The 24,467-nt window shown below is 66.7% G+C and carries 23 protein-coding genes and 1 pseudogene; 16 read left to right on the forward strand and 8 right to left on the reverse strand.

Annotated features, from left to right (window positions below; translation table 11 throughout):
* The first annotated feature begins 131 nt into the window (after positions 1–131).
* Entirely contained in the window at positions 132–1,871 is a 1,740-nt protein-coding gene (locus YS110_22065; protein UJB67249.1) for an MCP four helix bundle domain-containing protein, read from the forward strand.
* A gap of 75 nt (positions 1,872–1,946) precedes the next feature.
* Here the strand turns inward: YS110_22065 and YS110_22070 are convergent, their stop codons facing one another.
* Entirely contained in the window at positions 1,947–2,408 is a 462-nt protein-coding gene (locus tag YS110_22070; protein ID UJB67250.1) for a RidA family protein, read from the reverse strand.
* A gap of 59 nt (positions 2,409–2,467) precedes the next feature.
* Between YS110_22070 and YS110_22075 the strand changes: the two genes are divergently transcribed.
* Together YS110_22075 and YS110_22080 are read left to right on the forward strand one after the other, a co-directional pair.
* On the forward strand, positions 2,468–4,879 hold the full coding sequence (locus YS110_22075; protein ID UJB67251.1) for a DNA internalization-related competence protein ComEC/Rec2: 2,412 nt from the start codon (positions 2,468–2,470) through the stop codon (positions 4,877–4,879).
* Between the two features lie 118 nt (positions 4,880–4,997).
* On the forward strand, positions 4,998–6,092 hold the full coding sequence (locus YS110_22080; protein UJB67252.1) for an acyltransferase family protein: 1,095 nt from the start codon (positions 4,998–5,000) through the stop codon (positions 6,090–6,092).
* A 69-nt stretch (positions 6,093–6,161) separates the two neighbouring features.
* Here the strand turns inward: YS110_22080 and rnk are convergent, their stop codons facing one another.
* The 6 genes from rnk to YS110_22110 form a co-directional block, all read right to left on the reverse strand.
* Positions 6,162–6,575 (reverse strand): nucleoside diphosphate kinase regulator, encoded by a 414-nt coding sequence (rnk, locus tag YS110_22085; GenBank protein ID UJB67253.1) that lies wholly within the window; start codon positions 6,573–6,575, stop codon positions 6,162–6,164.
* Positions 6,576–6,654: 79 nt separating this feature from the next.
* A complete protein-coding gene (locus tag YS110_22090; protein ID UJB67254.1) occupies positions 6,655–8,343 on the reverse strand; it encodes a phosphoethanolamine--lipid A transferase in 1,689 nt (562 codons plus the stop codon).
* Positions 8,344–8,368: 25 nt separating this feature from the next.
* The gene (gene fghA / locus YS110_22095) at positions 8,369–9,214 is read right to left on the reverse strand and encodes an S-formylglutathione hydrolase (protein UJB67255.1); all 846 of its coding nucleotides are present in this window, start codon (positions 9,212–9,214) and stop codon (positions 8,369–8,371) included.
* Between the two features lie 180 nt (positions 9,215–9,394).
* A complete protein-coding gene (gene acnB, locus YS110_22100) occupies positions 9,395–11,986 on the reverse strand; it encodes a bifunctional aconitate hydratase 2/2-methylisocitrate dehydratase (GenBank protein ID UJB67256.1) in 2,592 nt (863 codons plus the stop codon).
* A gap of 89 nt (positions 11,987–12,075) precedes the next feature.
* Positions 12,076–12,681 carry a hypothetical protein gene (locus YS110_22105; GenBank protein ID UJB67257.1) on the reverse strand — a complete coding sequence of 202 codons (606 nt, stop codon included), beginning with the start codon at positions 12,679–12,681 and terminating at the stop codon, positions 12,076–12,078.
* The gene (locus YS110_22110) at positions 12,678–13,703 is read right to left on the reverse strand and encodes a CoA ester lyase (GenBank protein ID UJB67258.1); all 1,026 of its coding nucleotides are present in this window, start codon (positions 13,701–13,703) and stop codon (positions 12,678–12,680) included. Before YS110_22110 ends, YS110_22105 begins: the two co-directional genes overlap by 4 nt.
* Here YS110_22110 and YS110_22115 point away from each other — a divergent pair.
* Complete coding sequence (locus YS110_22115) at positions 13,690–13,893, forward strand: hypothetical protein (protein ID UJB63260.1); 204 nt, start codon at positions 13,690–13,692, stop codon at positions 13,891–13,893. The genes YS110_22110 and YS110_22115 overlap by 14 nt on opposite strands.
* Here YS110_22115 and YS110_22120 read toward each other — a convergent pair.
* Positions 13,877–14,863, reverse strand: coding sequence for a malate dehydrogenase (locus YS110_22120; protein ID UJB67259.1), 987 nt, complete (start codon positions 14,861–14,863; stop codon positions 13,877–13,879). The two genes, YS110_22115 and YS110_22120, sit on opposite strands and share 17 nt — an antisense overlap.
* Before the next feature lie 207 nt (positions 14,864–15,070).
* On the opposite strand from YS110_22120, the gene YS110_22125 reads away from it, so the two are divergent.
* From YS110_22125 to YS110_22180, 12 genes and pseudogenes are all read left to right on the forward strand, one after another.
* Positions 15,071–15,859, forward strand: coding sequence for a GntR family transcriptional regulator (locus YS110_22125; GenBank protein UJB67260.1), 789 nt, complete (start codon positions 15,071–15,073; stop codon positions 15,857–15,859).
* Between the two features lie 152 nt (positions 15,860–16,011).
* Complete coding sequence (sdhC, locus tag YS110_22130; protein UJB67261.1) at positions 16,012–16,446, forward strand: succinate dehydrogenase, cytochrome b556 subunit; 435 nt, start codon at positions 16,012–16,014, stop codon at positions 16,444–16,446.
* Between the two features lie 29 nt (positions 16,447–16,475).
* On the forward strand, positions 16,476–16,841 hold the full coding sequence (gene sdhD, locus YS110_22135) for a succinate dehydrogenase, hydrophobic membrane anchor protein (GenBank protein UJB67262.1): 366 nt from the start codon (positions 16,476–16,478) through the stop codon (positions 16,839–16,841).
* 23 nt (positions 16,842–16,864) lie between these two features.
* Entirely contained in the window at positions 16,865–18,670 is a 1,806-nt protein-coding gene (locus YS110_22140) for a succinate dehydrogenase flavoprotein subunit (GenBank protein UJB67263.1), read from the forward strand.
* 23 nt (positions 18,671–18,693) lie between these two features.
* Positions 18,694–19,398: a succinate dehydrogenase iron-sulfur subunit gene (locus tag YS110_22145; GenBank protein UJB67264.1), complete on the forward strand. Its 705-nt coding sequence runs from the start codon at positions 18,694–18,696 to the stop codon at positions 19,396–19,398.
* Between the two features lie 4 nt (positions 19,399–19,402).
* Entirely contained in the window at positions 19,403–19,696 is a 294-nt protein-coding gene (locus YS110_22150) for a succinate dehydrogenase assembly factor 2 (protein UJB67265.1), read from the forward strand.
* A gap of 30 nt (positions 19,697–19,726) precedes the next feature.
* A complete protein-coding gene (gltA, locus tag YS110_22155; GenBank protein UJB67266.1) occupies positions 19,727–21,022 on the forward strand; it encodes a citrate (Si)-synthase in 1,296 nt (431 codons plus the stop codon).
* Positions 21,023–21,117: 95 nt separating this feature from the next.
* Positions 21,118–21,433: pseudogene (locus YS110_22160) on the forward strand (DUF3363 domain-containing protein).
* An 82-nt stretch (positions 21,434–21,515) separates the two neighbouring features.
* Positions 21,516–22,232, forward strand: a complete 717-nt coding sequence (locus YS110_22165; GenBank protein UJB67267.1) for an autoinducer binding domain-containing protein — start codon at positions 21,516–21,518, stop codon at positions 22,230–22,232.
* 73 nt (positions 22,233–22,305) lie between these two features.
* Complete coding sequence (locus YS110_22170; protein UJB67268.1) at positions 22,306–23,022, forward strand: LuxR family transcriptional regulator; 717 nt, start codon at positions 22,306–22,308, stop codon at positions 23,020–23,022.
* Between the two features lie 48 nt (positions 23,023–23,070).
* Positions 23,071–23,232, forward strand: a complete 162-nt coding sequence (locus tag YS110_22175; protein UJB67269.1) for a hypothetical protein — start codon at positions 23,071–23,073, stop codon at positions 23,230–23,232.
* Positions 23,233–23,518: 286 nt separating this feature from the next.
* Entirely contained in the window at positions 23,519–24,088 is a 570-nt protein-coding gene (locus YS110_22180; protein ID UJB67270.1) for a GNAT family N-acetyltransferase, read from the forward strand.
* The last annotated feature ends 379 nt before the right edge of the window (positions 24,089–24,467 follow it).

A 24,467-nucleotide genomic window follows, 5' to 3' on the forward strand; every position in this document is an offset into this window, starting at 1 on the left:
GGGGGCGGTTTTGGCCGCGAAGTAGTCATCCCTGCCTAGAAAGTGGGAAAGGTCCCACAGTAAATTACGTTTAGTGACGTATTTGCTGTGGCGGGCTCCCAAGCATTTGGAACCGCTCCACTGGAGGAGACATGCGGTTTCAGAATATGCGCACGGCCACCAAGCTCTGGGGGGCCGTGGCCTGGATTGTCATCATGATGCTGGCGGTCGTAGCCTCTGCAGGCTACCGCTCGGCCCGCACCCAGGCCGAGGCCAACGTGGTGCTGCTGGAGCTGAACACCCGCGTCGAGGCCGCGCAGCGCTGGATGGGCCTGACCGAGACCAACACGGCGCGCACCCAGGCCCTGGTGCTGGGGGGCGACGCGGAAACCCGGGCCGAGCTCAAGGGCATGATCGCCGCGACGTCCGCCAGGATCGACGAAGCGCAGAAAACGCTCCAGTCCCTTCCCTTGAGAGACGAGGACAGGACGCAGATGGCCAAGATCACGGCCGCCCGCACCGACTTGCAGCGCATGCGCCAGCAGGCCAGCGCGCTGGCCGAGCAGGACAGCGCGGCAGAGGCCAAGGCGTTCCTGCGCCAGTCCTACAACCCGGCGGCCACCGCCTACCTGCAAATGCTGCAGGACTTCGTGACCATGCAGCAGCACTATGCGCGCGAGCGCCAGATCGCGCTGGGCGGCGAGCGCGTGCGCACGGTGCAGATTGCGGGCGGCTTTGCCAGCCTGGTGCTGCTGGCGGTGTGCGTGGGGGCGTATTTCCTGATCCGCAGCATCCAGCATCCGCTGGCCCAGGCGCGCAGCCTGGCGGATCGTATCGCCAGTGGCGACCTGAGCGGACGCGAGGCGGTGACGCGGGGCGACGAATTCGGCGACCTGCTGCGCTCGCTGTATGCGATGAGCGAAGCGCTGTCGCGCATGGTGCAGCAGGTGCGCCAGAGCACGGACAGCATCGCCACGGCCAGCGCGGAGATCGCACTGGGCAACCAGGACCTGTCGGCGCGCACGGAACAGACCTCGAGCAACCTGCAGCAGACGGCGGCGGCGATGGAGCAGTTCACCAGCACGCTGCAGCAAAGCGCGGGCAGCGCGCAGCAGGCCAGCAGCCTGGCGGCGGGGGCCTCGGGCGTGGCGCGCCGTGGCGGCGAAGTGGTCGGGCAAGTGGTCGCGACCATGCAGGACATCCACCACAGCAGCCAGAAGATCGCCGACATCATCGGCGTCATCGACGGCATCGCCTTCCAGACCAACATCCTGGCGCTGAACGCTGCCGTGGAAGCGGCACGCGCGGGTGAACAAGGCCGGGGCTTCGCCGTGGTGGCCGGCGAAGTGCGCAGCCTGGCGCAGCGCAGCGCCGACGCGGCCAAGGAAATCAAGGGACTCATCACTGCCAGCGTGGAGCGCGTGGAAACCGGCTCGCGCCTGGTGGAAGGCGCGGGCAGCACCATGCAGGAAGTGGTGCAGGCGGTGCAGCGCGTCACGGACATGATCGGGGAAATCACGGCGGCCTCGCAGGAGCAAAGCGCGGGCGTGGCGCAGGTCAACCAGGCGGTGGGGCAACTGGACCAGATGACGCAGCAGAACGCGGCGCTGGTGGAGCAGAGCGCGGCGGCGGCGCACAGCCTGCGCGAACAGGCACAGCAGCTGGCGCAGGCCATCTCGGCATTCAAGGTGGCGGGCGTGGCGCCAGCCCAGGCGGCCCGCTCGGCGCCACGGGCCGCCGCCGTACCCATGCCGGCGGCGCCAGCCAAGCCGAAGGCGGCTGCGGCGCCAGCGCCACGGGTGGCGGCGCCCAAGCCTGCTGCGCCCGCCGCGCCGCGCATTGCGGCCGCGCCGAAGAAGGCGGCCAGCGACGGCGAGTGGGAAAGCTTCTGAGGCATTAAAAAAGCGGGCCAGGCCCGCTTTTCTTTTCCGGGGCGGGCTGCACATCCTGCCCGCAAGTAGCACCCGTCAGCCCAGCTCGGCGATCAGCTCGATCTCCACGCACGCGCCCAGCGGGATCTGCGCCACGCCGAAGGCGCTGCGCGCGTGCGCGCCCTTCTCGGCGCCGAAGACCTGGCCCAGCAGCTCGCTGGCGCCGTTGGTCACCAGGTGCTGCTCGGTGAATTCGCCGGTGGAGTTGACCAGGCTCATCAGCTTCACGATGCGCTGCACCCGGTTCAGGTCGCCGCCGGTGGCGGCGTGCAGCGTGCCCAGCAGGTCGATGGCCACGGCCCGCGCGGCGGCCTGGCCTTGCTCCGTGGTCACGTCGCGGCCCAGTTGGCCGACCCAGGGCTTGCCATCCTTGCGCGCAATGTGGCCGCTGAGGAAAACGAGGTTGCCTGTCTGCGCGTAGGGCACGTAAGCTGCGGCAGGCACAGCCACGGGGGGCAGGGTGATGTTCAGGGCTTTCAATTGGTCGTAAACGCTCATGGTCTGGCTCGTTTCAGTCGGCGGATAAAGGGGCACATGGTACCCGGGAGCGCGGCCGCATGAACGCCTGGCGCCTGCCCTGGCTGCTGGCGGGCCTGCTTGCCGGGGCCGCCCTGCAACTGGCGCAGCCACGGCTGTGGCCAGGGGGCGGGTATGCGGCGGGCATGGCGGCCGCGGTGCTGCTGGCCGCGCTGCCCTGGCGCCGCCACCGCGCCGGGGTGATGGCGTGCGCCACGCTGGCCATGTTCGCCCTGTGCGGCCTGCGTGCCGTGGCCTTCCAGGCCCAGGCGCTCGATCCCCGGCTGGAGGGGCGCGACCTGCGCGTGCAGGGCGTGGTGGCGGCCATGCCGCAGCGCGGCGATGCGGGGCTGCGCTTTCGCTTCGCGGTGGAGGCGGCATGGCTCGACGGGCGGGCCGTGCGCCTGCCGCCGTTGGTCGAACTGGGCTGGTACGCCAGCGGGTGGCAGGGCGCCGATGCGCCGGGCGAGCCCCAGCGCCCGCTGCCCGCCCTGCGCGCCGGCCAGCGCTGGGAGGCCACCGTACGCCTGAAGGCGCCGCACGGCGCGCGCAACCCGCACGGCTTCGACTACGAGCTGTGGCTGTGGGAGCAGGACGTGCAGGCCACGGGCTACGTGCGCGCGGGCCGCAGGGACGCCGCGCCCCGGCTGCTGTCAGAGGGCTGGCGCCACCCGGTGGAGCAAGGGCGCCAGCGGGTGCGCGACGCCATCGTGCTGCGCCTGTCGCGGCCCGAGGCCGAGGCGGCGCAGCGCGAGCGCGCCGCACGTGCCGCCGGGGTGGTGGCGGCGCTGGTGACGGGCGACCAGCGCGCCATCGACCGCGCCGACTGGGACCTGTTCCGCGCCACCGGCGTGGCCCATCTCATGAGCATCTCGGGCCTGCACATCACCCTGTTCGCCTGGATTGCCATGGCCGCCGTAGGCTGGCTGTGGCGCCGTTCGCAGCGGCTGTGCCTGCGCTGGCCGGCGCAGCACGCGGCCCTGCTGGGCGGTGTGCTGCTGGCGGCGGGCTATGCGCTTTTCAGCGGCTGGGGTGTGCCGGCGCAGCGCACGGTGCTGATGCTGGCGGTGGTGGCGCTGCTGCGCCTGGCGGGGCGGCGCTGGCCCTGGCAGCAGGTCTGGCTGCTGGCGTGTGCCGCCGTGGTGCTGGCCGACCCCTGGGCGCTGCTGCAGCCCGGTTTCTGGCTCAGCTTTGTCGCCGTGGGGGTGCTGTTTGCTTCCGATTTCGTAGCTGGTAGCGCTGATGGGGCAGGCGCTGGCGGCCTTTTTTGCCATGTGCGCAGGTTCCTGCGCGAGCAGTGGGTGGTGACGCTGGCGCTTACGCCCCTGTCGCTGCTGCTGTTCGGCCAGGTGTCGGCGGTGGGCGCGCTGGCCAACCTGGCGGCCATTCCCTGGGTCACGCTGGTGGTGACGCCGCTGGCGCTGCTGGGCATGCTGTGGCCGCCGCTGTGGCAGGCGGCCGCGGCCAGCCTGGGGCCCCTGGTGGCGCTGCTGCAGGCCCTGGCGGCGTGGCCCGGGGCCGTGCTGGCCTTGCCAGCGCCGCCGCTGTGGGCCGCCGTGGCGGCGGTGCTGGGCGGTGCGTGCCTGGCGCTGCGCTGGCCCTGGCGCCTGCGCGTGCTGGGCCTGCCGCTGCTGGTGCCGGCGCTGTGCTGGCAGCCAGCCCGGCCCGCGCCGGGGCAGTTCGACCTGCTGGCGGCGGACGTGGGGCAGGGCAATGCCGTGCTGGTGCGCACGGCCGGGCATGCGCTGCTGTACGACGCGGGGCCGCGCTTCGGCATCCACAGCAATGCGGGCGAGCGCGTGCTGGTGCCGTTGCTGCGCAGCCTGGGCGTGCGCCTGGACGCGCTGATGGTGAGCCACGGCGACACCGACCACGCCGGCGGCGCCCCGGCCGTGCTCGCCGCGCAGCCCGGGGCCGCGCTGTGGGGCGCGGCGGTGGAAGGCGCCGCCGCCGAGGCCCGGCCCTGCGTGGCCGGGCAGCGCTGGGAGTGGGACGGCGTGGCCTTCGAGCTGCTGCACCCGCCGCAGCAGCAGGATGCACCGCGCCCCAATGCGCAAAGCTGCGTGCTGCGCATCCGCAGCGCCCAGGGCGTGGCGGCCGTGCTGGCGGGGGACATCGAGCAGCCGCAGGAGCAGGCCCTGCTGGCCCGTGGCGCGCCGCTGGCGGCCGTGCTGCTGCTGGTGCCGCACCACGGCAGCAAGACATCGTCGAGCCCCGCCTTCATCGGGGCCGTGGCGCCGCGCTGGGCCCTGGTGCAAGCGGGCTACCGCAACCGCTACGGCCACCCGGCGCCCGCGGTGGTGCAGCGCTACCGCGCGCGCGGCGCCGAGGTGGTGGACTCCAGCGCGTGCGGCGCGGCGCGCTGGGATTCGGCCCGGCCGCAGGAGATGCGCTGCGAGCGCGCGCAGCAGCCGCGCTATTGGCAGCACGGCGGATTCATTCACACGTTCTGATGCTGCCCCGGGGCGGCAGCCTGCGCGATGGTGCCAATCGGCGCACAATACGGGAATTCCCGCGCAGCACCGGCCTATCCCAGCGCCAGCACTGCTGCCCGACACCGCTCCGCCTCCCATGCCATCCCCGTCACGCAATGCCCTGATCGACTCGGTCAAGGGCTTGGCTTGCGCCACCATTGTCGCCCACCACCTGGCCTTCTACGGCCCCATGTCGGACTCCGCCCACGACCTGCTTCCAAGCCTGATCGACGGGCTCTCCGCGTACGGCCGCATGGCGGTGCAGGTGTTCCTGGTCCTGGGCGGCTACCTGGCCGCGGCCAGCCTGGCGCCCGACGGGGTGCTGCGCGAGGGGCCGGCGGCGCAGCACATCGGGCGGCGCTTCGTGCGCCTGATCGTGCCGTACGCGGTGGCGCTGCTGGTGGCCGTGCTGGCGGCGGCGCTGGTGCGCCCGTTCATGGAGCACCCCTCGGTTCCGGGCGAGCCCGGCCTGCACCAGCTGCTGGCCAATGCGCTGCTGCTGCAGGACATCGTGGGGGAGGAAGCGCTTTCCGCTGGCGTGTGGTACGTGGCCATCGACTTCCAGCTGTTCGCCTGCGCGGTGCTGCTGCTGGCGGCGCTGCGCCACGCGCCGGCGCGGGCGCAGCGCTGGGCGCCCGGCATGGTGGCCACGGGCGGAGCGCTGTCGCTGCTGGTGCTCAACCGCATGCCCGAGCAGGACATGTGGGCCTGGTACTTCTGGGGCTCGTACAGCCTGGGCATGTGCGCCTTCTGGGCCGCGCGTGCCCCCCGGGCCTGGGGCTGGGGCCTGTGCATGGCGGCGCTGGGGCTGCTGGCGCTGTGGCTGGAGTTCCGCGCGCGCATCGCCGTGGCGCTGGTGGCCGCCTTGGTGCTGATGGTGGTGAAGCGCCATGGCGCGGCGTGGCGCGGGGCCGACTGGCTGCCGCGCCTGGGCCAGATGTCGTACTCGGTGTTCCTGGTGCACTTCTCGGTGTGCCTGCTGGTGAATGCCGTGGTGAGCTACCTGTGGCCCGATGCGCCCTGGCCCGGCCTGCTGGGCATGGTGCTGGCCTTCGCGCTGTCGATCGCCGCCGGGCGCGTGCTGTACCTGCGCGTGGAGCGCCATGTGCCCTCCTGGAGCGTGGCGCTGCGCTGGCAGGCCGGCATGGTGGGCACCGGCATGCTGGTGGCGCTGGCCAGCAGCCGGTTGTGAAATGCTCTTGATTTCGTAGCTGCTTGCGCTTTCTGGCCAAGGGCTGGAGCCATTTTTCCCTGTAAGTCCTCAGCGGTGCAGTTCGCCTGCCGCTTCGGGCTGGTACACCACTTCCTTGACGCGCACCGTCATGGCCTTGCCGCCGGGGCCGGGCCAGGCCAGCTCGTCGCCCACCGACAGGCCGAGCAGCGCGCTGCCCACGGGCGCGAAGATGGAGATGCGGTCGGCGCTGCCGTCCATGTCGCGCGGGTAGACCAGGGTCAGGCAGAACGCCTTGCCGGTCTCGACGATGGTGAATTGCACCGTCGAGTTCATCGTGACCACGGTGGGCGGCATTTCCTCGGGCGCCAGCACGTCCGCGCGGTCCAGCTCGGCCTGCAGGTCGGCCTTGCCGGGGAAGGCGCTGGCCGGGATGGCGGCGAGCAGGGCTTCGATGCGGTCCAGATCGAGCGAGGACAGGATGATTTGCGGCTTGCGGGACATGGCGTGTGTTCTTTCCATGGAGAGAGGGATGTTGCGCGGGACTGTAGCGAAACGCCCATCCCGCACTGCCGCGCAGGGGTTAGCGGCAGGGCGCGAAGGCGTCCAGGCTGCCCTGGTACGCGCTGGTGTGCACGTCCAGCAGGCCCAGCACCGAGTGGAAGTAGTTGTCGTGCGAGAGGCGCTGGCGTGCCCACTGGCGCTGCAGGCAGGCGGTGGCCACGCCGCTGCGCGCCTGCAGCGCGGGCGACAGCCAGGCGATCCACGGCACATGCTTTTGCACGTCGGGCGCGATGGCGTAGGGCAGGCCGTGCAGGTACAGGTTGTTCTCGCCCAGCGATTCGCCGTGGTCCGAGACGTACAGCAGCGCCGTCTGCGCCTGGTGGGCGCGCGCCTGCAGCCATTCGATGGTGGCGTTCAGGAAGAAGTCGGTGGCGACGATGCTGTTGTCGTAGGCGTTGACGACCTGCTCGCGCGAGCACTGCTGCAGCGCGTTGGTCTGGCACTCCGGGGCGAAGCGCTTGTGCGCGGGCAGCGAGCGCCTGGCGTAGGCCGGGCCGTGGCTGCCCATCTGGTGCAGCACCACGACCACGCCGCGCGCGCGCCGCTCGGGCGGCAGGGCGGCGATGTGCGCGTCCAGGTCGCGCAGCATGATGGTGTCCTGGCAGTCGCCGCCGGGGCACAGTTGCGCGTCGGCCAGGCGCGCGGTGCCGATTTCGGTCACGCGGTCGCATACGCCCTTGCAGCCCGACTGGTTGTCGATCCAGACCACGCCCAGGCCGGCGTGCTGGAGCACGTCCAGCAGGCCTTCGGCATCGGTCTTGCGCTTGCCGAATTCGGCGCGCCCCAGGTGCGAGAACATGCAGGGCAGCGAGGCCGCCGTGCTGGTGCCGCAGGACCAGGCGTCGGGCGCGTTGGCCAGGTCCTGGCGGGCGGACAGCAGCGGCGTGGTGGGGCGCTCGTAGCCATTGAGCGCGAAGTTGGCCGCGCGCGCCGTCTCGCCCACCACGAGCACGAGCAGCGGGGGCTGGGCCTGCGCGGCGTAGCTGCTGCCCAATTGGGCGTCGCGCCCCAGCGGCGCGAGCGTGCGCGTGTCCATGCGCAGCGGCCGGGTGGCGAGGTCGACCACCGCGTACAGGCTGTTGAGCGGGTTGATGAGGTAGCGCAGCTGGGTGTGGTTGCGCATGGTGGCGGCGAAGTCCTGGAACACCAGCAGCAGGCTGCCCACGCCCACCAGCACCGCCGCCACGACCAGCAGCGCGCCGTGCCACAGCTGGCGCCACCAGCCCAGGCGGCGCACGGGGCGGGGCAGCAGCCACGCCAGGGGCGGTGCGGCCAGCAGCAGCAAGGCGGCGGCCATGCGCCAGTTGAGCAGGTCGCCGGCCTCGCGCGGGTCGGTCTGCAGCACGTTCACCAGCATGGTGGTGTCGATGACGATGCCGTAGCTCCACATGAAGTACACCCCGGCGGCGCCCGCCAGCAGCATCAGCGCGAGCACGGGCTTGAGCGCGCGGCCCCAGGCCAGCAGGCCGATCACGGCCGCGTTGCCCGCTGCCACCAGCACCATGAAGGCCAGGCCGAAGCCCCAGCCGCGCAGGCCTTCGGTACCGGGCAGCGCTGCCACGGCGCGCCACAGCGGCAGGTTGCACACGCTGGCCAGCCACAGGCTCGCCAGCACCACCAGGGTGGCGGGGTGCGAGGCGCGGGAGGCAGGAGGAAGGGGCGAGGGCGCGGCGCGGGTGCGGCGCAGGCGCTGCAGGAAGGCGGGCATAGGTGCGCGATTGTAGGCAGCAGGCTCAGCCCAGCGCCGCCGCGTGGTGATGCAGGTGGTCGTCGATGAAGCTCTGGATGAAGTGGTAGCCGTGGTCGTGGCGCGCGTGGCGGCGCAGGGTGAGGGGCTGCCCGGCGCGGGCGCACGCGGCCACCAGGGCATCGGGCTGCAGCTGCTGCGCGGCCAGCCAGGCATCGGCCAGCCCCTGGTCGACCAGGATGCCGCGCGGGTACGGGGCGCGGGCCTGGGCGGCCATCAGGGCGCAGGCGTCGTGCTGCAGCCAGGCCTGGCGGTCGGGGCCCAGGCAGGCGCCGAAGGCCTGCTGGCCGCACGGGCTGCTGGCGGCGCTGGCAATGGGCGCGAAGGCCGACAGGCTCCTGAACAGGCCGGGGTGGCGCAGCGCCAGCATGAAGGCGCCGTGGCCGCCCATGCCGTGGCCCAGGATGCCCAGGCGCAGGCCGTCGATGGGCAGTTCGGCGGCCACCAGCGGCAGCAGTTCGCGCACCAGGTAGCTCTCCATGCGCCAGTGGCGCGACCAGGGCGCCTCGGTGGCGTCGAGGTAGAAGCTGGCGGCCGCTTCGGGCAGGTGGGGCAGGTGCGCCGCGCGCGGGCGGGTGTCGGGGGTGAGCAGGGCCAGGCCCATTTCCGAAGCCAGGCGCTGGGCCCCGGCGAGGCTGGCGAAGGTGTCCTCGCTGGCGTCCACGTCCGCCAGGCACAGCAGCGCGGGCACGGGCGCGCGGTGCAGCGCGCGCGGCGGCAGGTAGATGCCGAACGGCATGTGCAGCCCGGTTTCCCGGGAGGCATGGCGGTAGTAGCGTTGCACGCCTCCGAAGCAGGCATGCGAGGCCACGAATTCAAGGGGTCTGTGCATGGCGGTTGCTTTGAAAACGATAGCTGCAGGCGCTTGTTGTAAAAGAATCTCAGAACGAAAACAAGCACAAAAGCTTGTGCAGCAAGCGCGGGCAGCTCACTTTTTCATACTGCCCACGGACGCGCGCCGATAAAAAAAGCGGCCCCGAAGGGCCGCTTGCCAGTGCAGCGTGCGCAACGCTCAGGCGGCAACGCCCTTGGCCACTTCCGCGTATTCCTCGATCTGGTCGAAGTTCATGTAGCGGTAGACGCTGGCCTTGTCGGCATCGATCACGCCCATTTCCTTGAGGTATTCCTCCTTGGTGGGCAGTTTGCCGATGCGCGAGGCGATGGCGGCCAGCTCGGCCGAGCCGAGGAACACGTTGGTGTTCTTGCCCAGGCGGTTGGGGAAGTTGCGCGTGGAGGTGGAGATCACCGTCGCGCCCTCGCGCACCTGTGCCTGGTTGCCCATGCACAGCGAGCAGCCCGGCATTTCGGTGCGCGCACCGGCTGTGCCGAAGGCGGCGTAGTGGCCTTCCTTGATCAGCTCGCTCTGGTCCATCTTGGTCGGCGGCGCCACCCACAGCTTGACGGGGATGTCGCGCTGGCCGCCCAGCAGCTTGGCGGCTGCACGGAAATGGCCGATGTTGGTCATGCACGAGCCGATGAAGGCTTCGTCGATCTTGGTGCCGGCCACTTCGGACAGGAACTTGGCATCGTCCGGGTCGTTGGGGCAGCAGACGATGGGCTCCTGGATGTCGGCCAGGTCGATCTCGATCACGGCGGCGTACTCGGCGTCCTTGTCGGCTTCGAGCAGGTTCGGGTTGGCCAGCCAGGCTTCCACCTTCTCGATGCGGCGCTGCAGCGTCTTGGCGTCCTGGTAGCCGTCGGCGATCATGTTCTTCATCAGAACGATGTTGGAGCGCAGGTACTCGGCGATCGGCTCGGGGTTGAGCTTGATCGTGCAGCCCGCGGCCGAGCGCTCGGCGGAGGCGTCGGACAGCTCGAACGCCTGTTCGACCTTCAGGTTCGGCAGGCCCTCGATTTCGAGGATCTTGCCCGAGAACACGTTCTTCTTGCCGGCCTTGGCCACCGTGAGCAGGCCCGCCTTGATGGCGTACAGCGGAATGGCGTGCACCAGGTCGCGCAGCGTCACGCCGGGCTGCATCTCGCCCTTGAAGCGCACCAGCACCGACTCGGGCATGTCCAGCGGCATCACGCCGGTGGCGGCGCCGAAGGCCACCAGGCCGGAGCCCGCAGGGAAGGAAATGCCGATGGGGAAGCGCGTGTGCGAATCGCCGCCCGTGCCCACGGTGTCGGGCAGCAGCAGGCGGTTGAGCCAGCTGTGGATCACGCCGTCGCCGGGGCGCAGGGCCACGCCGCCGCGGTTGCTGATGAACTGGGGCAACTCGCGGTGCGTCTTCACGTCCACGGGCTTGGGATAGGCGGCGGTGTGGCAGAACGACTGCATCACCATGTCGGCCGAGAAGCCCAGGCAGGCCAGGTCCTTCAGCTCGTCGCGCGTCATCGGGCCGGTGGTGTCCTGCGAGCCCACGGTGGTCATCTTCGGCTCGCAGTACGTGCCGGGGCGGATGCCCTGGCCTTCGGGCAGGCCGCAGGCGCGGCCAACCATCTTCTGCGCCAGCGTGAAGCCGGCGTTTGATTCGGCCGGTGCCTTGGGCAGGCGGAACACGGCCGAGGCGGGCAGGCCCAGGGCCTCGCGCGCCTTGGCGGTGAGCGAACGGCCGATGATCAGGTTGATGCGGCCGCCGGCGCGCACTTCGTCCAGCAGCACGTCGCTCTTGAGCGCAAACTCGGCCACGGTCTCACCGTTCTTGACGATCTTGCCGTCGTAGGGCAGCACGTCGATGACGTCACCCATTTCGAGTTGGGACACGTCCACTTCGATCGGCAGCGAGCCCGAGTCTTCCTGCGTATTGAAGAAGATGGGGGCGATCTTGCCGCCCAGCGTGACGCCGCCGAAGCGCTTGTTGGGCACGAAGGGGATGTCCACGCCCGTGGCCCAGATGATGGAGTTCGTGGCCGACTTGCGGCTGGAGCCGGTGCCCACCACGTCGCCCACGTAGGCCACCATGTGGCCCTTCTTCTTCAGGTCGTCGATGAACTGCATCGGACCGCGCTTGCCGTCTTCCTCGGGCTTGAAGGCCGCGTCGGGACGGGTGTTCTTGAGCATCGCCAGGTAGTGCAGCGGGATGTCGGGGCGGCTCCAGGCGTCGGGCGCGGGCGAGAGGTCGTCGGTGTTGGTCTCGCCAGGCACCTTGAACACGGTGACGGTGATCTTCTTCTCGACCTCGGGACGGGTGGTGAACCACTCGGCGTCGGCCCAGCTCTTCATCACTTCCTGCGCCTTGGCGTTGCCGGCCTTGGCCTTGGTGGCCACGTCGTTGAAGAAGTCGAACATCAGCAGCGTCTTCTTCAGCGCCTCGGCGGCCACGGCGGCGACTTCGGCGTCGTCCAGCAACTCGATCAGGGGATGCACGTTGTAGCCGCCCACCATGGTGCCCAGCAGCTCGGTGGCCTTGGCCTTGGAGATCAGGCCGACGGCGATGTCGCCATGCGCCACGGCGGCCAGGAACGAGGCCTTGACCTTGGCGGCATCGTCCACGCCCGGCGGCACGCGGTGCGTCAGCAGGTCGAGCAGGAATTCGGCCTCGCCCGCGGGCGGGTTCTTGATCAGCTCGATCAGCTCGGCCACCTGCTTGGCATCGAGGGGCAGCGGCGGGATGCCCAGGGCGGCGCGCTCGGCGACGTGGTCGCGGTAGGCTTTCAACATTTCTTACTCTCTCCAGTCGTTTTCAAAAAGTGGGGCTAGCTATTGGGGTACGTGGGGGGGCGCGCCGCGCCTGTACGCGGCCGCCGCAATCACTTGTCGGCGGGCTTGTCGAGCAGGCTGGGCTGCGGATTGGTCTTCAAGGCCTCGGCCACCTGAACCTGGGCCGGGCTCATGCAGTCGTCGGCCAGGCGCTGGCCGAGCTTCTGGTTCATGAGCATGGATTTGTTGGCGATCTGCAGCCACACGGCGCCGCGCTGCGTGTCTTCCAGGCGCACCGCGCCGGTGCTGCTGACCACCGGGGTCATGTGGTAGGCAAAGCCCTTGCCACTGATGTGAAAGCGCCCCGGCGCCTTGGGATCGGGCGTGACGTTGACCGAGGCGCCCAGCTCGCAGGCGATGTGGCCGGTGTGCACGCGCTCGGCCACGGCCAGCTCTTCCGGGCCCAGCTCCGCGCTGGTGGGGGTCGAAGCCACGGCCGCTGCGGCGGCGGCCGCCGCACCCGCCGTGCCGGCGGCGGCAGCGGCGCGGGTGGAGCGCGGGGCGGCCTTGGCCACCACCACCTTCTTGGGTGCGGCCTTGGCGCTGGCCTTGCTGGCCTGCGCCTTGGCGGCGGGCTTGGCAGACTTGGCGGGCGCAGCCTGTGCCAGCACCAGGGCGGGCGCCAGCAGCAATGCGGAGACGAGGAGCGATTTCATGGCGATTCCGACGAGAAAGAAGAAGGGGATCCATCATAGAACCAGTGCTGCACGGCCTCGGGCAGCGTGCGGCCGGTCTGATGGGCCCGCTCCAGCAATTGCCAGTAATAGCGGTAACTGGCGCGGTCGTGCAGCACTCCGGCGCTGCTGATGGGCGCCCAGTCGGCCGCGGCCGCAGCGGCGACGATGCGCGCAGCCTGCTCGATCTCGCCCTGTGCGGGCGCGAAGGCGGCGAGGATGGGGCGGATCTGCGCAGGGTGGATGCTCCACATGCGCGTGTAGCCCAGCTCGCTGGCGGCGCGGCTGGCGGCGGCATGCATGGCCGAGGCGTCGGTGAACTCGGTCACCACGCAGTGCGACGGCACCTTGCCGTGGGCGTGGCAGGCGGCGGCGATCTCCAGCTTGGCGCGCACCACCAGCGGGTGGCTGAACTGCCCGGCCACGCCCATGGCCGACGCGGGGATGGCGCCACCGTGGGCCGAGACGAAGTCCATGAGCCCGAAGCTGATGCTCTGCACACGCGGGTGGGCGGCAATGGCGAAGGCCTGCTGCACGGCAGCGGGCGACTCGATCAGCACATGCAGCGGCAGACCGGCCGCGCCGGCACGCAGCAGCGCCTGCTCGGCGCGCAGCACATCGTCCACCGACTCGACCTTGGGCACCATGATGTGGCACAGGTGCTGTCCCGCCTCGCCGGCGATGACGGCCATGTCGCTGGCGAACGCCGGGTGGTCCACGGCGTGCACGCGCGCCGCCACGCGGGCCCCGGGGGCGGCCTGCTGCGCCAGTTGCACGACGAGCGCGGCATGCGCGCGTTCCTGGCCCACGGGGGCGCCGTCCTCGCAGTCGAGCGTGACGTCGAACATGCAGTGGCCGAACTCGGCCATCAGCTCGGCCTGCAGTTGCAGGCTCTTGCGCATGCGCGCCTCGACGCCGCTGTAGTGGTCGCACACCGGCAAGGAGCAGGCGGCGGCCTGGGCGCCGAGCAGGATCTCTCTGGGGTGGGGCATGGCAGCGGTCATCAAGAGCGGGGCTGACGGAAAAATGGTGTTGCCGCTGCAATACCGTGCGAAACACGGGCAACGGCAACATCATGTCTCTATCGAAAAGAGAGCTGCTGGCGCTTTTCCAGCAAGGGTTTCAGAGTGTTTTATGCCCCAAAACCCCTGCCATCAAGCGCTGGCAGCTATGCTTTTCAGAGCAAATGCTTGACGCCGTCCTGCTCGCCCTGCAGCTCGGCCAGGGTCTTGTTGATGCATTCCTGCGAGAAGGCGTCGATGTCCAGGCCCTTGACGATCTGGTATTCACCGTTCTCGGTGGTCACCGGGAAGCCGAACACGATGCCGGCGGGGATGCCGTATTCGCCGTTGGAGGGCACGCCCATCGTGACCCACTCGCCCTTGGAGCCCAGGGCCCAGTCGCGCATGTGGTCGATGGCGGCGTTGGCGGCCGAGGCAGCGGACGACAGGCCGCGCGCTGCGATGATGGCGGCGCCGCGCTTGCCCACGGTGGGCAGGAACACGTCCTTGTTCCAGGCCTGGTCGTTGATGGCGTCCTTGACCGACTTGCCATCGACGGTGGCGAAGCGGTAGTCGGCGTACATGGTGGGCGAATGGTTGCCCCACACGGTCAGCTTGCGGATGTCGCCAACCTTGAAACCGCCCTTGGCGGCCAGTTGCGAGGCCGCGCGGTTGTGGTCCAGGCGCAGCATGGCGGTGAAGTTCTTGGCCGGCAGGTCGGGGGCCGACTTCATGGCGATGTAGGCGTTGGTGTTGGCAGGGTTACCGACCACCAGCACCTTGACGTTGCGCGAAGCCACGGCGTTCAGGGCCTTGCCCTGGGCGGTGAAGATCTGGGCGTTGGCGGCCAGCAGGTCGGCGCGCTCCATGCCGGGGCCGCGCGGGCGGGCGCCCACCAGCAGGGCGTAGTCGGTGTCCTTGAAGGCGGTCATGGGGTCGCTGTGGGCCTCGATGCCGGCCAGCAGCGGGAAGGCGCAGTCTTCCAGCTCCATGATCACGCCCTTGAGCGCGTTCTGGGCCTTCTCGTCGGGGATTTCCAGCAGTTGCAGGATGACGGGCTGGTCCTTGCCCAGCATTTCGCCGGAGGCGATGCGGAACAACAGGGCGTAGCCGATTTGGCCAGCGGCACCGGTAACGGCGACACGAACGGGCTTCTTGCTCATGGTGAGACTCCAATCAAGGATGGACAAAAACGGTGTGGTGCAAGGTCGCACCAGCGTCTGTCACCAGCAGCCCGCGCCCCGCAGAACAGCTCGCAAGTGTAGCGCCGATTCGAGGCCTGCGTCAATTTGTCTTATGTCTTATATAAGATATGATTGGACAAACAGACGGATGCGGCGCAGCATAGCGCGCCGCCCTTGCCCCGCCCCATGTCCAACACCACGCCCGCCGCCCCCGAAGCCCCCGCTGCCGCCAGCGGCAGCGGCCAGGGCACCCCCGCCTTCAGCCCGCTGTACCAGCAGATCAAGGGCCTGATCCTGCAGAGCCTGCAGGCCGGCGAGTGGAAGCCCGGCGAGGCCATCCCCAGCGAGATGGAGCTGGCCGCGCGCTTTCGCGTGAGCCAGGGCACGGTGCGCAAGGCCATCGACGAACTGGCCGCCGACAACCTGGTGGTGCGCCGCCAGGGCAAGGGCACCTTCGTCGCCACGCATGCCGAGCAGCACGTGCAGTACCGCTTCCTGCGCCTGCTGCCCGACACCGGCGACGCCAGCGAGGAAGGCCCGGCACAGCGCAGCATCATCGACTGCAAGCGCGTGCGCGCCAGCGCCGACGTGGCGCGCGCCCTGCAACTGCGCACGGGCGACGCCGTGCTGCAGGCGCGGCGCGTGCTCGCCTTCGCCGGCACGCCCACCATCCTGGAAGACATCTGGCTGCCCGGCCAGGCCTTCAAGGGGCTGACGGCGCAGCACATGGCCAGCTACCCCGGCCCGACCTACGCCATGTTCGAGATCGACTTCGGCGTGCGCATGGTGCGCGCCGAGGAAAAGCTGCGCGCCGTGCTGCCCGACGCCGCGCAGGCCCGCCTGCTCGGCGTGGACTGCACTACCCCGCTGCTGAGCGTGGAGCGCATCGCCTACACCTACAACGATGTTCCCATGGAGTTACGCCGTGGGCTGTACCGCACCGACACCCACCACTACCGCAACGCACTCAACTGAGCACCCCGAGTGCCAGCAGAGTACGCATGTACCGGACTTATCGCAAAAACATCCCTCTTTGTAAGCCCCTGTTTATTGCGTTGCAATAGAATTTTGGGCTGTTCGCCTCCAGGCGATTACAACGCAGTTACATCCACGAGAAAGCACTTGCCATGACCGAGCTTGCCAAGAAGCGGCCTGAGTACCGCAACATCAATGTCTTCCGCGACGTGAGGACCTATCGCCTGCCCCTGGCGGGCATCGTGTCCATCCTGCACCGTATCAGCGGCATGATCATGTTCCTGCTGCTGCCGTTCGTGCTGTGGATGTTCGACACCTCGCTGTCGTCCGAGATTTCGTTCGCCCAGTTCAGCGCGGCCTTCACGGCAGGCCTGGGCTTCGTGCCTGGCTGGTTCGTCAAGCTGGTGGCGCTGGGCCTGATCTGGGCCTACCTGCACCACCTGATCGCCGGCCTGCGCCACCTGTGGATGGACATCGACCACCACATCGTCAGCAAGGAATTCGGCCGCACGTCGGCCGTCGTGACGCTGGTGCTGAGCCTGGGCCTGACGCTCGTGCTGGGCGCCAAGTTGTTCGGCCTGTACTGATCCCGCCCCCGATAGAAGGAAAAAACACCATGTCCGTGACCTATGGTTCCAAGCGCACCGTCGTCGGTGCCCACTACGGCGTGCGCGACTGGCTGGTCCAGCGCGGCACCGCCGTCGTGATCGTCCTGTTCACCTTCGCCGTGCTGGCGCAGGTGCTGTTCAGCAAGGGCCCCATCGGCTACGACCTGTGGGCCGGCATCTTCGCCGCCCAGTGGATGAAGGTGCTCACTTTCACCGTGATCCTGGCGCTGGTCTGGCATGCCTGGGTGGGCGTGCGCAACGTGTGGATGGACTACGTCAAGGCCGACGGCCTGCGCTTCGCCCTCTACATCTTCACCATCGTCTGGCTGCTGGCCTGCACCGGCTGGGGCTTCCAGACCCTGTGGCGCCTCTGATTCCCCGCGATTGAAAGAAAACAATGAGCTATACCAAAGCCAACATCACCAAGCGCAAGTTCGACGTGGTCATCGTGGGTGCCGGCGGCTCCGGCATGCGCGCCTCGCTCGAACTCTCCCGCGCGGGCCTGAACGTGGCCTGCCTGTCCAAGGTCTTCCCCACCCGCTCGCACACCGTGGCCGCACAGGGCGGCGTGTCCGCATCGCTGGGCAACATGAGCGAGGACAACTGGCACTACCACTTCTACGACACCATCAAGGGCTCCGACTGGCTCGGTGACCAGGACGCCATCGAGTTCATGTGCCGCGAGGCGCCCAACGTGGTGATCGAGCTGGAACACTTCGGCATGCCGTTCGACCGCAACCCCGACGGCTCCATCTACCAGCGCCCCTTCGGCGGCCACACCGCCAACTACGGCGAGAAGCCCGTGCAGCGCGCCTGCGCCGCGGCCGACCGCACGGGCCACGCCATGCTGCACACGCTGTACCAGCAGAACGTCAAGTCCAAGACCAACTTCTTCGTCGAATGGATGGCGCTGGACCTGATCCGCAACACCCAGGGCGACGTGGTCGGCGTCACGGCACTGGAACTCGAAACCGGCGACCTGTACGAGCTGCACGCCAAGGCCGTGCTGCTGGCCACGGGCGGCGCGGGCCGCATCTTCGCGGCATCGACCAACGCCTTCATCAACACCGGCGACGGCCTGGGCATGGCCGCGCGCGCGGGCATCCCGCTGCAGGACATGGAGTTCTGGCAGTTCCACCCCACCGGCGTGGCCGGCGCGGGCGTGCTGCTGACCGAGGGCTGCCGCGGCGAAGGCGCCATCCTGCTCAACAGCAATGGCGAGCGCTTCATGGAGCGCTACGCGCCCACGCTGAAGGATCTGGCGCCGCGCGACTTTGTCTCCCGCTCCATGGACCAGGAGATCAAGGAAGGCCGGGGCTGCGGTCCGAACAAGGACTACATCCTGATGAAGCTGGACCACCTGGGCGCCGACACCATCCGCAAGCGCCTGCCCTCGGTGGAAGAGATCGGCCACAACTTCGCCAACGTGGACATCACCAAGGAACCGATCCCCGTGGTGCCCACCATCCACTACCAGATGGGCGGCATCCCGACCAACATCAACGGCCAGGTGGTGGTGCACGATGGCGTGGAAAACAGGATCGTCAACGGCCTGTACGCCGTGGGCGAGTGCTCGTGCGTGTCGGTGCACGGCGCCAACCGCCTGGGCACGAACTCGCTGCTCGACCTGCTGGTGTTCGGCAAGTCCGCCGGCAAGCACATCGTGCAGTACGTGAACGGCTACGGCGACCACCAGCCCATGCCGGCCGACGGCGCCGACCGTACCCTGGTGCGCCTGAACCAGCTGCAGGACTCCAAGGAAGGCACCTACGCGCAGGACATCGCGGGCGACATCCGCGCCAGCATGCAGCAGCACGCCGGCGTGTTCCGCACGCAAAAGGGCATGGACGAAGGCGTGGTGAAGATCAACGCCATCCGCGACCGCGTGTCCTCCGTCACGCTGCAGGACAAGTCCAAGGTCTGGAACACCGCGCGCATGGAAGCGCTGGAAGTGGACAACCTGATCGAAGTCGCCCAGGCCACCATGACCTCGGCCGCCGCGCGCCACGAATGCCGCGGCGCCCACACCGTCTACGACTACGAGCACCCGGCCGACCACCCCGAGTGCCCGCTGGGCCGCAACGACAAGGAGTGGATGAAGCACACGCTGTGGCACAGCGCCGACAACAGCCTGACCTACAAGCCCGTGAACCTCAAGCCGCTGACGGTGGACAGCGTTCCGCCCAAGGTCCGCACCTTCTAACCGTAGCCCCACGAGAAACCAACATGAAGCGCACTTTCCAAATCTACCGCTACGACCCGGACAAGGACAGCAAGCCCTACATGCAGACCGTCGAGATCGAGCTCGACGGCCACGAGCGCATGCTGCTGGACGCCCTGGTGAAGCTGAAGAAGCAGGATCCCACCATCTCCTTCCGCCGCTCGTGCCGCGAAGGCGTGTGCGGTTCCGACGCGATGAACATCAACGGCAAGAACGGCCTGGCCTGCCTGACGAACATGAACACCCTGCCGGGCACCATCGTTCTCAAGCCGCTGCCCGGCCTGCCGGTGATCCGCGACATGATCGTGGACATGACGCAGTTCTTCAAGCAGTACCACTCGATCAAGCCCTACCTGCAGAACGAGACCCCCGTGTCGCCGTTCAAGGAGCGCCTGCAGTCGCCCGAGGAGCGCGAGGAGCTCAACGGCCTGTACGAGTGCATCCTGTGCGCCAGCTGCTCGACCAGCTGCCCCAGCTTCTGGTGGAACCCCGACAAGTTCGTCGGCCCGGCCGGCCTGCTGCAGGCCTACCGCTTCATCGCAGACAGCCGCGACGAAGCCACGGGCGACCGCCTGGACAACCTGCAGGACCCGTACCGCCTGTTCCGCTGCCACAGCATCATGAACTGCGTCGACGTGTGCCCGAAGGGCCTGAACCCCACCCGCGCGATTGGCAAGATCAAGGAATTGATGGCCCGCCGCGCCCTCTGACGCCATGGTGGACGATCAACTGCTCGACGAACGGGAACGCGGCGTCCTGCGCTGGCGCAGCCGCCGCGGCCTGGTCGAGAACGACCTGTTCATCGAGCAATTCTTCGCGGCCCATGGAAATGGCCTGACCCGCGCGCAGGCGCAGGGTCTGGTCGCCTTGATGGATCTGGCCGACAACGACCTGCTCGACCTCCTGCTCCGGCGCAAGGAGCCCTCGGGCGACCTCGACACGCCGCAAGTCAGGCAGGTGCTGGAGCTTATGCGCCGCCCGCCCGCGGCACCGGCTCAACTGGCTTAACCCGTAAATCCCCTAGGAAGGAAACTGGCAATGAAACTGGCTGACAACAAAGCAACGCTCTCGTTCAGCAACGGCAGTGCGAGCATCGACCTGCCCATGTACCACGGCAGCATCGGCCCGGACGTCATCGACATCCGCAAGCTGTACGGCCAAACGGGCATGTTCACCTACGACCCCGGCTTCCTCTCGACGGCGGCCTGCCAGTCGTCCATCACCTACATCGACGGCGACAAGGGCGAGCTGCTGTACCGCGGCTACCCCATCGAGCAGCTCGCCACCAAGTGCGACTACCTCGACACCTGCTACCTGCTGCTCAACGGCGAGCTGCCGAACGAAACGCAGCGCACCGACTTCCACAAGCTCGTGCTCAAGCACACCATGGTGCACGAGCAGATGCAGTTCTTCCTGCGCGGTTTCCGCCGCGACGCCCACCCCATGGCCGTGCTGACCGGCCTGGTGGGCGCCATGTCGGCCTTCTACCACGACAGCACCGACATCAATAACCCCGAGCACCGCCACATCGCGGCTATCCGCCTGATCTCCAAGATGCCCACGCTGGTGGCCATGGCCTACAAGTACGGCAAGGGCGAGCCCTTCATGTACCCGCGTAACGACCTGTCGTACGCCGGCAACTTCCTGCGCATGATGTTCGGCACGCCGTGCGAGGACTACAAGGTCAACCCGGTGCTGGAAAAGGCGATGGACCGCATCTTCATCCTGCACGCCGACCACGAGCAGAACGCCTCCACCTCCACCGTGCGCCTGTGCGGCTCCTCGGGCACCAATCCGTTCGCCGCCATCGCCGCCGGCGTGGCGTGCCTGTGGGGCCCCGCCCACGGCGGCGCCAACGAAGCCTGCCTGAACATGCTGGAAGAGATCCAGGCCATGGGCGGCGTGGCCAAGGTCGGCGAGTTCATGGAGAAGGTCAAGGACAAGAACTCCGGCGTCAAGCTCATGGGTTTCGGCCACCGCGTGTACAAGAACTACGACCCGCGCGCCAAGCTCATGCAGGAAACCTGCGACGAAGTGCTCAAGGAACTGGGCCTGGAGAACGACCCGCTGTTCGCCCTGGCCAAGCAGCTGGAGAAGATCGCCCTGGAAGACGACTACTTCGTACAGCGCAAGCTCTACCCGAACGTGGACTTCTACTCCGGCATCGTGCAGCGCGCCATCGGCATCCCGACCAAGCTGTTCACCGGCATCTTCGCGCTGGCCCGCACCGTGGGCTGGATCGCCCAGCTCAACGAGATGATCAGCGACCCCGAGTACAAGATCGGCCGCCCGCGCCAGCTCTTCACCGGCTCGCCGCGCCGCGACGTCAAGTAAGCGCCGCTACCCGCCCGACAGCCCGCAGGCTCGCGCCTGCGGGCTTTTTTATTTCACGCTGACCCCGGTCTGGCACTTCGCTGGACTGCGCTGAAGTCTACCGGCGCAGCGTCATGCTCGCCAGCGGGCGCTACGCCATGCTCAATGACGGCAAGGCATTCAGCTTCATGCCGTGGAAGCCGGTCATTGAGCAACGGCTGGGTCAGCAACTTGCCGCCACGGTTCGTGGGGGGGTCTTGTGAGATAGGGCAGCGACGGGACATATCATGGGCTAGGAAGATATATTTAGCCTATATCATTTTTCATTCAGCACTCTGGCTCTCTTTCGCCACCACTTTGAATTTCGGAAATCACTTCAACCTTGTTTATTTTATTGATATGGGTCAATGGAAATATATGGTTTGCGTGTAAGTTGACCGGCAGAAGCAAGGCATGAGGAGACAGGCCAGCGCCTATGGGCTTGCTCCAACTCCAACGCGATGGGAGGGCAAACATGTCACGTCCAATCTCTTGGGTATCAGATGAAGTGCCGCAATCGACGCTGGAATTGACGGCTTGCCTATCCCGGATGGCAACGCTTCTTGAGTTCGAGTATTGGGCCATAGGCACGCGATTTCCACTGCCGTTGACCCGTCCGCGCGTTGCACTTGTGACCAGCTATCCCCAGGCGTGGGAGCAACGGTATGTCGATCAGGGTTACCATCGAATCGACCCATCGGTTGCACTTTGTCTTGGTCAGCGACGACCTATCGCCTGGAACGACCAGCTTTTTGAGGGGGCTGAGGAGATGTGGGATGAGGCACAATCTTTTGGCTTGAAGGAAGGCTGCTCCCAGTCCAGTCGCGATAGCCTTGGCATCGTCAGCATGCTCACATTTGCACGTTCGAGTTCCCCTGTGGAGGATACAGAGCTGCGAGCCAAGGAGCGGGAGATGAATGCGCTATTGGAACTGGCGCACAAATTCATGCTCCAGTCCATGCGTTCCCAAATCTTGAAGGAATTCTCATCACCATTGTCCAGTCGAGAAGTTGAGATTCTTCGATGGGCTGCCGATGGAAAGACGGGGAAGGACATTGCGCAGATTCTGGGAATATCTCTGGCAACGGTGCGCTTCCACACGGCAAATTCCATAACAAAGCTGCATGCACCAAATCTCCAATCGGCCATTGCCCGCGCGCTCATGCTGGATATTTTACAAGATGCCCAGTAATCAAGAGAGTTTGCAAAAATATGATAAGAAGGTTATGGGTTGCTCGCCAGAACATCTTCATAAAGCTGGATGAATGCTGAATTGGGTTGAAAACGTCCTGGGCGCTTCTGCGAATGCCAAATCAGAGCAGGAATTTTTTGACGCAATTCTTCACGCCGCGAAAACTATTGGGTTTGAGTATTGCGCATATGGTATGCGCCTTGCACTTCCAGCATCCAGGCCGAAATATTTCTTGATCAACAATTATCCAGCGCAATGGTGTGCGCGGTATGCAGAAATGGGCTATTTGGATCAAGACCCGACTGTGGTGCATGGCGTCAGGTCTCACCGGCCGGTGGTATGGAGCAATGAAGTCTTTGCTTCTACTCCTCAGTTGTGGGACGAGGCGCAGCATGCAGGCCTTCGTGTCGGATGGGCGCAGTCGAGTCCGACGCGAAATGGCATTGCTGGGATGCTGAGTCTTGCAAGATCGGTCGAGTCATTCACCCAATATGAATTGGAAAAAAATAGCGTGTGCATGCACTGGCTTGCCAGCATCGCCCATACAGGCTTTCTGCGTCTTGTGGATGCAAGGCGCATCATGTCTCCCTTGGCCCAGGAGTTGACGGATCGGGAGAGAGAAGTTTTGATATGGACTGCAGCAGGGAAGACCATCCCTGTCATTTCCGAAATTTTGCTGATATCGCCGGACACGGTGAGATTTCACACGCGTAAAGTCTTGGAAAAACTGAACGTCGCAAACAGGGCTGCTGCGGTGGCACATGCAGCATACTTGGGATTGCTGGATTGAGCCTCCAGGGTTCAGATACAGAGATATGACCAAGGGATGGTAGCGATCATGCTGCGTAACAACCTGCACTGTGACGGTTTTTTGCGTATCGACCTTGGTTCCAAGCTGGCATCCAAGTTCACTTTTTTTCGGTCTGTGCCCGGAGCCCGCACCACATTTGACCGGCAGCTGGTGCCTGGCTTCGGGATTTTCGGAGTGGTGCAGTCTTGATTTCTGGGCAATATCGCTTGGCTGGGACTGGGCTTCCATGGCCGGCAGAGCAGTGCTTGCCTTGGTTCGCATGGGACTGCCAAGATCATGCTGGTCGATGGCCAAGGGCATGCCTATGGGTGGCTGGAGAGTCTGGAAATATTCACGACCGTGATTGATGCCCTCCCATGGCAGGGTGAGGTCTGGAGCAGGTTTTCGAGCTTGTCAACTGCACAGTCGGGTAGTTCTGGAAATGCGCTTGATTCGGTGGAATGTCCCAAGGACTAGCCACCATGAAGGAATCAGCATGCAATTCATATCAGGCACACTCCAAGACCTGGATCAAGTCTCGATGACAAAGATGGCCGCCTATCGGCACCGAGTATTCGTCGAAAAGCTCGGATGGCAACTCGATTGCCGGGATGGGCTGGAACTGGATCAGTTTGACCGGGAGGATACGGTTTACGTAGTTGCCGAGGACACCTGCGCCAATATTATCGGTACAGCCAGATTGCTGCCAACCCATCGGCCCTACCTCCTTGGCGAAGTTTTCCCCCAGCTCATGGAAGGCGTACCCGTCCCCAAGAGTTCTGTGATTTGGGAACTGTCACGCTTCGCAGCGGTGGATTTCAGCGGAGACTCACCCGGGCCACTGGGGCAGTTTTCATCGACCCTCACGCTGCAACTGCTCCGGGCTACCTTTGCGGCAGCCTCGTCACTGGGCGCTGAGCGTCTCATCACCGTTTCGCCGCTGGGGGTGGAGCGGCTCTTGCGGAATACCGGATTCATGGCCCACCGAGCAGGGCCACCGGTCATGGTTGGTGGGCGCCAGGTACTTGCGTGCTGGATTGAAGTCCAAGGCACAACCTGCGCTTGACATTCCAATGAGGGGCCTTGGCGCAAACCAGAGCATGTTTTGGTGAGTGCGTCAACTACACCAAACAATAGTTCTCTTGCCAAGCCGGTAAAAACATAATCTTCTTGGCGACCTGAATAAAGGCTGGGCCCCAGTTGCCTGGCTGCTCCCTCATCGGAGGTATTGCGCCTCGATGAATTGCTTCGTAGGAATCCAGGAGGAAATAATGTTGCACAGATTATTACGGCCCATGCGCCGCAATGGCGCCATGCCATCTCCTTGGCGTAAATGGCTCCGTCAGAGCCTGCCGGCTACCCTGATTGCAAGTACTGTTGCCTTTTGGGTACCAGCGGCCTGGGCCCAAGGCACGGATGAAAGCAGCCTGCCCAGTATTCCCGAC

The organism is Acidovorax sp. YS12, from assembly GCA_021496925.1.
GTDB lineage: Bacteria > Pseudomonadota > Gammaproteobacteria > Burkholderiales > Burkholderiaceae_C > Paenacidovorax.

What these genes read in the sequence shown, in the direction of transcription:
- YS110_22105 (UJB67257.1), bottom strand. Translation starts at nt 12,681, where the DNA reads ATGAAATCGCTCCTCGTCTCCGCATTGCTGCTGGCGCCCGCCCTGGTG.
- YS110_22125 (UJB67260.1), top strand. Translation starts at nt 15,071, where the DNA reads ATGTCCAACACCACGCCCGCCGCCCCCGAAGCCCCCGCTGCCGCCAGC.
- YS110_22165 (UJB67267.1), top strand. Translation starts at nt 21,516, where the DNA reads ATGTCACGTCCAATCTCTTGGGTATCAGATGAAGTGCCGCAATCGACG.
- fghA (UJB67255.1), bottom strand. Translation starts at nt 9,214, where the DNA reads ATGCACAGACCCCTTGAATTCGTGGCCTCGCATGCCTGCTTCGGAGGC.
- gltA (UJB67266.1), top strand. Translation starts at nt 19,727, where the DNA reads ATGAAACTGGCTGACAACAAAGCAACGCTCTCGTTCAGCAACGGCAGT.
- YS110_22065 (UJB67249.1), top strand. Translation starts at nt 132, where the DNA reads ATGCGGTTTCAGAATATGCGCACGGCCACCAAGCTCTGGGGGGCCGTG.
- YS110_22145 (UJB67264.1), top strand. Translation starts at nt 18,694, where the DNA reads ATGAAGCGCACTTTCCAAATCTACCGCTACGACCCGGACAAGGACAGC.
- YS110_22115 (UJB63260.1), top strand. Translation starts at nt 13,690, where the DNA reads ATGGCAGCGGTCATCAAGAGCGGGGCTGACGGAAAAATGGTGTTGCCG.
- YS110_22175 (UJB67269.1), top strand. Translation starts at nt 23,071, where the DNA reads ATGCTGCGTAACAACCTGCACTGTGACGGTTTTTTGCGTATCGACCTT.
- YS110_22075 (UJB67251.1), top strand. Translation starts at nt 2,468, where the DNA reads ATGAACGCCTGGCGCCTGCCCTGGCTGCTGGCGGGCCTGCTTGCCGGG.
- sdhC (UJB67261.1), top strand. Translation starts at nt 16,012, where the DNA reads ATGACCGAGCTTGCCAAGAAGCGGCCTGAGTACCGCAACATCAATGTC.
- YS110_22150 (UJB67265.1), top strand. Translation starts at nt 19,403, where the DNA reads ATGGTGGACGATCAACTGCTCGACGAACGGGAACGCGGCGTCCTGCGC.
- YS110_22080 (UJB67252.1), top strand. Translation starts at nt 4,998, where the DNA reads ATGCCATCCCCGTCACGCAATGCCCTGATCGACTCGGTCAAGGGCTTG.
- YS110_22110 (UJB67258.1), bottom strand. Translation starts at nt 13,703, where the DNA reads ATGACCGCTGCCATGCCCCACCCCAGAGAGATCCTGCTCGGCGCCCAG.
- YS110_22180 (UJB67270.1), top strand. Translation starts at nt 23,519, where the DNA reads ATGCAATTCATATCAGGCACACTCCAAGACCTGGATCAAGTCTCGATG.
- YS110_22070 (UJB67250.1), bottom strand. Translation starts at nt 2,408, where the DNA reads ATGAGCGTTTACGACCAATTGAAAGCCCTGAACATCACCCTGCCCCCC.
- sdhD (UJB67262.1), top strand. Translation starts at nt 16,476, where the DNA reads ATGTCCGTGACCTATGGTTCCAAGCGCACCGTCGTCGGTGCCCACTAC.
- YS110_22090 (UJB67254.1), bottom strand. Translation starts at nt 8,343, where the DNA reads ATGCCCGCCTTCCTGCAGCGCCTGCGCCGCACCCGCGCCGCGCCCTCG.
- rnk (UJB67253.1), bottom strand. Translation starts at nt 6,575, where the DNA reads ATGTCCCGCAAGCCGCAAATCATCCTGTCCTCGCTCGATCTGGACCGC.
- YS110_22140 (UJB67263.1), top strand. Translation starts at nt 16,865, where the DNA reads ATGAGCTATACCAAAGCCAACATCACCAAGCGCAAGTTCGACGTGGTC.
- YS110_22170 (UJB67268.1), top strand. Translation starts at nt 22,306, where the DNA reads ATGCTGAATTGGGTTGAAAACGTCCTGGGCGCTTCTGCGAATGCCAAA.
- YS110_22120 (UJB67259.1), bottom strand. Translation starts at nt 14,863, where the DNA reads ATGAGCAAGAAGCCCGTTCGTGTCGCCGTTACCGGTGCCGCTGGCCAA.
- acnB (UJB67256.1), bottom strand. Translation starts at nt 11,986, where the DNA reads ATGTTGAAAGCCTACCGCGACCACGTCGCCGAGCGCGCCGCCCTGGGC.